At 50.3% G+C, this 4,921-nt stretch carries 6 protein-coding genes and 1 pseudogene; 5 read left to right on the plus strand and 2 right to left on the minus strand.

Annotated elements, in window-relative coordinates:
• From ABYW01_RS14060 to ABYW01_RS14070, 3 genes and pseudogenes are all read left to right on the plus strand, one after another.
• Nucleotides 1-467, plus strand: a pseudogene (locus ABYW01_RS14060) (NADPH-dependent 7-cyano-7-deazaguanine reductase QueF); the annotation flags it as partial.
• Between the two features lie 27 nt (nucleotides 468-494).
• Entirely contained in the window at nucleotides 495-1,055 is a 561-nt protein-coding gene (locus ABYW01_RS14065) for an NAD(P)H nitroreductase (RefSeq protein ID WP_372833752.1), read from the plus strand.
• The gene (locus ABYW01_RS14070) at nucleotides 1,052-1,519 is read left to right on the plus strand and encodes a YiiD C-terminal domain-containing protein (protein ID WP_372833755.1); all 468 of its coding nucleotides are present in this window, start codon (nucleotides 1,052-1,054) and stop codon (nucleotides 1,517-1,519) included. The genes ABYW01_RS14065 and ABYW01_RS14070 overlap by 4 nt, the downstream gene beginning before the upstream one ends.
• A 62-nt stretch (nucleotides 1,520-1,581) precedes the next feature.
• On the opposite strand, the gene ABYW01_RS14075 is transcribed toward ABYW01_RS14070, so the two are convergent.
• Nucleotides 1,582-2,148, minus strand: a complete 567-nt coding sequence (locus ABYW01_RS14075; RefSeq protein ID WP_372833757.1) for a peptidylprolyl isomerase — start codon at nucleotides 2,146-2,148, stop codon at nucleotides 1,582-1,584.
• Between the two features lie 215 nt (nucleotides 2,149-2,363).
• On the opposite strand from ABYW01_RS14075, the gene ABYW01_RS14080 reads away from it, so the two are divergent.
• Nucleotides 2,364-2,750, plus strand: a complete 387-nt coding sequence (locus ABYW01_RS14080) for a VOC family protein (RefSeq protein ID WP_193953670.1) — start codon at nucleotides 2,364-2,366, stop codon at nucleotides 2,748-2,750.
• Between the two features lie 71 nt (nucleotides 2,751-2,821).
• Nucleotides 2,822-4,510, plus strand: coding sequence for a methyl-accepting chemotaxis protein (locus ABYW01_RS14085; protein WP_372833760.1), 1,689 nt, complete (start codon nucleotides 2,822-2,824; stop codon nucleotides 4,508-4,510).
• A gap of 13 nt (nucleotides 4,511-4,523) precedes the next feature.
• Here ABYW01_RS14085 and ABYW01_RS14090 read toward each other — a convergent pair.
• Nucleotides 4,524-4,921: protein-disulfide reductase DsbD domain-containing protein (locus ABYW01_RS14090; protein ID WP_372833763.1), on the minus strand; the 398-nt coding region annotated here is incomplete at its 5' end.

The raw sequence follows: 4,921 nt of genomic DNA on the forward strand, positions 1-4,921 counted from the left end.
CCGAAGGTCAGGTGCAGGTGATTCTGTACCACCCGGACAAAGCGCCTGACTTTGGCCAGTTCACCGGCTTCTGTCTGGATAATCAGGATGTAGAGATCGATAGCTACAGCCCGAATGCAGACCTGTTGAGCAGTGACCACGATGTGGTGGAAGAGGTGCTTTACAGTCATCTGTTGAAATCCAACTGCCCCGTGACAGGGCAGCCGGACTGGGCAACCATTGGTATCAGTTACAAAGGACTGGAGATAGACCGGGAAGGTTTGCTGAAGTACCTGATCTCCTACCGCGAGCACGGCGATTTTCACGAGCAATGTGTTGAGAACATCTTTATGGATATCTGGCAGCAGTGTCAGCCAGAGAGCCTCAGCGTTTACGCACGTTATGTTCGTCGTGGCGGTCTGGACATCAACCCGTTCCGTAGCACGGATCTGGATGATATTGATAACCTGCGTCTAAGCCGACAATAAAAAATTACAGTGGAGTTTTAGTACCCCATGGATGCCCTCGAATTACTGCACAACCGCGTTTCCTGTCCTTTGCTACTGGAGCCTGCTCCAACGACTGCGCAGATGGATAATATGTTTAAAGCGGCGATGCGCGCACCGGATCATGCAGCCCTGCGCCCATGGCGCTTTATGGTCGTTGAAGGTGATCAGCGTGAGGCGCTAGGGGAGATCTACCTGAAAGCTTCACTGCAAGATGATGCTGAGTTGAGTGAGGCTAAGCAGAAAAAACTGCGGAATGCGCCACTGCGTGCGCCTGTTGTTGTGGTGGTGGTTGCTCATAAAACGGACCATCCAAAGGTGCCTGTCAGTGAACAAATTGTTGCGGTGGGTTGTGCTGCCCATGCCATGCTATATGCCGCTCACGCACAGGGTGTCGGTGCGATGTGGCGTACGGGGGCGATGGCGTACCATCCTACAGTGATGGCTGAGCTTGGGTTGGCTGATAACGAAGAGATTGTTGGCTTCCTGTATTTGGGAACGCCAAAAGTTGTGCGACAGGCTCCGGAAGTAGATGTGGAACCCTATGTAACACGCTGGGAGGGATCATGAGTCAGTATCAACAAACCGCTGATGAATTTCTGAGTTGGCTGAAAGGTCAGATTCCGCTGATTAACCACATGGGTTTTAAGCCACTTAACTATGATGGTAAAAGCCTTGAAATGGGGGCGGAACTTGAACCCAACGTCAATGACAAAGGCACAGGCTTTGGAGGATCTCTGGCGACTGTTGCTACCCTCTGTGGTTGGAGTATGTTGACGCTGCATTTACGCGAAATGGGCCGGGATGATGATGTTGTGATTCGCGACAGTCATCTGGAATATCTATTGCCGGTCACCGATGATTTTGTTGCACGTACGGTCTTACCAGATGAAGAAACTGTTGCCGGTTTTGATGCGCGGATGAAAGAGAAAGGCCGTGCCCGGATGGATCTGGTGATTGAAATCTGTCAGGGCGATCAGGTTGCGATGCGCCTTTCCGGAAGTTATACCGCATTGGAAAAGCGCCGAGGTTAGTCGCTAACCTCTGATAGCAAAAAGCCGCTCGAACAAGCGGCTTTTTTGTGACCGATATTGGCTTACTGTTTGGTACGGTAGGCTTTGACGATGATCACCGGTGATTTAGGTACGTCACGGTACATTCCCTTAGACATGGTCGGTAGCCGACTGATCTTCATCACAATATCCATTCCGTTGACGACTTTACCGAATACTGCGTAACCCGGTCCGCGTGCGCCAGGATTCAGAAACGTGTTGTTCACGGTATTGATAAAGAACTGTGCCGTGGCACTGTTCGGATGTTGGGTGCGGGCCATGGCAATCGTGCCTGGCAGGTTTTTCAGGCCATTGCTGGACTCGTTCTCAATCGCCGCTTTAGTTGTCTTCTTGTTCATCGCTTCGGTGAACCCGCCACCCTGAATCATAAAACCCGCGATGACACGGTGAAAAACGGTGCCGTTGTAAAAGCCTTCATCGACGTAACTCAGGAAGTTGGCGACAGTTTTGGGCGCTTTGTCTCCATCCAACTCCAACTCGATTATTCCCTGATTGGTTTCTAGTGTAACCAGTGTTGGGGCGGCCTGTAGCAACCCGGAAAAAGTAAGCAGAAACGCGCAGCAAAGGCTGTAAAGAGTGCGGGCGGTCATCAGTATCTCCTGAATTATGACAAATTATGATCTAAGCTGATTTGAGTTAGCCAAAGCCAGCGGCTTATTCGCAAGGCGTTTAGGTTAGCTGCTCATCGTTTATATTCCCAGTGGTTATTGAACTGTACTTTTTTGGTCGTAAAGATTCGGCAAGGTATGCCGTTAACCATCATAGTTTGTAGTGCAGAGAATGGCATAAAAGAGGGGATGACCTTATGCCACAAGTTCCTTTTGAGTTTGTTGCACTCGATCATGTAGTACTGCGTGTGCAAGACATGGACAGCGCGTTGCATTTCTACTCGGAGATTTTGGGTTGTTCCGAAGAGCGTCGTGTTCCCGCCATTGGATTGGTGCAGCTCCGTGCCGGAAGCTCACTGATCGACCTTCTTCCATCTGACAGCCCAGATCTGCGTTCGCAGAATATGGACCATTTTTGCCTGAGAATCACACCCTTTGATCCAGCTCGTATCAAAAAATACCTTCATGCGTATGCTGAAGGGGAGATTGAATTGCGGTATGGCGCGCAAGGGATGGGACGCTCACTCTATATTTCAGATCCCGATGGCAACATCGTAGAACTGAAGGAAGAGCTATCGGCATGAAAAAAGAAAGTACCACCTATAACTATTATTAAAAAATGGACTACAGGACCTGATGTAGTCGGAGTGCAAGCATGGGTAAGTTAACCTTAAGAAACAAGATTCTCTTATTAACGTTGGCGCCGTTGTTGGTGATTATCGTCGTGGTGATGTTGGTCACGCGAATGCAACTTCAGGATTTGGGTATGCGGGAAATTGAGCAAACCCGCACGCAAATGCTGGAGAGTAAACAAGCTGCGTTGAAAGAGTATATGGATCTTGCCGTTAGCTCGGTTGAGGAAATCTATAATCAGGCTGGTGCTGATGATGCAGCGGCACAGCAAAAAGCGTTGTCTATATTGCGCAGTCTGGCCTACGGAGAAAACAAGGACGGTTATGTCTTCGTATATGGCTACGATGGCACCGCATTGGCGATGCGTGCCAAAACATCGTTAGAGGGTAAAAACCTCATTCATCTGAAAGATAAAAACGGTGTCGCGATCATTTCTGATCTGATTCAGGTTGCGAAACAGGGTGGTGGTTTCGTTTCGTATATCTGGGAAAAACCATCTAAGAAGATGGCGGTGGATAAGCTGTCTTATGCCGTTGGGTTACCGAAGTGGAACTGGATGCTGGGTACCGGCTTCTACATTGATGACATTGAAGACCGCTTAGTCATGATGGAACAGCAGGTGGATGAAGAGATTCAGACCACATTGCTGTTTATCGTGGGTATCGGTGGTGTGATGGTCGTGTTGTTTGGTGTAGTGGCGTCGATCTTTGCGACAAGCCTTACCCGCCCTCTTAACCAGGTGTGTGATGCGTTGCAGGATATGAGCAAAGGCGATGGTGATCTTACACAGCGGTTAGATGTGAATGCACAGGGAGAGGTTGGCCGTCTGGCCGAGGGGTTTAACGGGTTTCTCGATAAGATTCATACCCTGGTGGGGGATGTTAAACAGGCGGTCGATGAACTGTCGACGGCGTCTACCCGGATGTCTACAGTGGTTGCCAGTACCCAGCGTGGTGTCAGTGATCAGCGGGGCGAAACTGAACAGGTTGCGGCAGCGATTCATCAGATGGCGACTGCGGTTCAGCAGGTTGCACAAAGCGCGGGCCAGGCTGCCAGCTCGGCGACAGAGGCGGATGGTGCCGCTAATGAAGGTCTGAGCATCGTGTCATCGACCATTGAATCAATTGGCGAACTGGCTGATGGCGTGAATACGTCGGCTGATGTGATTGAGCAACTGCACAGTGATGCGGATCAGATTGGTACGGTGGTTAATGTAATCAAAGATATTGCTGATCAGACGAATCTATTGGCACTGAATGCGGCCATTGAAGCGGCCCGTGCCGGTGAGCAGGGGCGTGGTTTCTCGGTTGTTGCGGATGAAGTTCGCTCCCTAGCCAACCGTACTCAGCAGAGTACGGAAGAGATCCAGACGATGATCGAAAAATTGCAGGTGGGTGCACGTCAGGCGGTAAGCGTGATGACAACCAGCCGTGATAGCACCGGTGAAACTATTCGTCGCGCACAAAGTGCCAGCGAGTCACTGGCATCGATTACGACATCAGTTGGCACGATCAGCGAGATGAATACTCACATCGCGTCTGCCGCAGATCAGCAAACAGGTGTAGCCGACGAAGTGAGCCGTAGTATTCATCATATTGCGGATATCGCAGAGAAATCGAATGGCGACGCAGATCAGCTTGCGGTGACCAGTCGCGAACTCAGCTCTATCGAGCAACGTTTGCTGGGGCTGGTTCAGCAGTTCCGTATCTGATCGGTTCTGCTGTTTAGTGTGTGGCCGGTATCTGCATCACCAAACGTTCAGGTGGTAAGCAGATCCGGTCGCTACAGGCTTGAAACTGGAACATCAGGCGGGGCGGCAGTAAACCATCCTGTGTGGTTTGTCGCCCGCTTATTTCAAACTCTCCCGAATACACCTCTATCGGATCCTGACTGAACTGGACATTGAGGGCGCTACCCTCCGGATAACTTATCTGATCAACGTTCAAGCCGGATACCTGAGCGCCGACTAAACGTTTATCCCCCGGTATTTCTGCGTTGATATGCCAGCTATTCCGCAATCTGATTTTCAATATGAAGCCGTCTTCTTTAGCGTTGAGTTCTGCTCTTAAGGCCCCGTTTGCTGCGTACTGTATAGAATTCAGATTTTGATTGAGCTGCTGAC

Source organism: Pontibacterium sp. (assembly GCF_041587635.1).
In the GTDB taxonomy this organism is placed as follows: Bacteria; Pseudomonadota; Gammaproteobacteria; order Pseudomonadales; family Balneatricaceae; genus Pontibacterium.

What these genes read in the sequence shown, in the direction of transcription:
- ABYW01_RS14065 (WP_372833752.1), top strand. Translation starts at nt 495, where the DNA reads ATGGATGCCCTCGAATTACTGCACAACCGCGTTTCCTGTCCTTTGCTA.
- ABYW01_RS14070 (WP_372833755.1), top strand. Translation starts at nt 1,052, where the DNA reads ATGAGTCAGTATCAACAAACCGCTGATGAATTTCTGAGTTGGCTGAAA.
- ABYW01_RS14075 (WP_372833757.1), bottom strand. Translation starts at nt 2,148, where the DNA reads ATGACCGCCCGCACTCTTTACAGCCTTTGCTGCGCGTTTCTGCTTACT.
- ABYW01_RS14080 (WP_193953670.1), top strand. Translation starts at nt 2,364, where the DNA reads ATGCCACAAGTTCCTTTTGAGTTTGTTGCACTCGATCATGTAGTACTG.
- ABYW01_RS14085 (WP_372833760.1), top strand. Translation starts at nt 2,822, where the DNA reads ATGGGTAAGTTAACCTTAAGAAACAAGATTCTCTTATTAACGTTGGCG.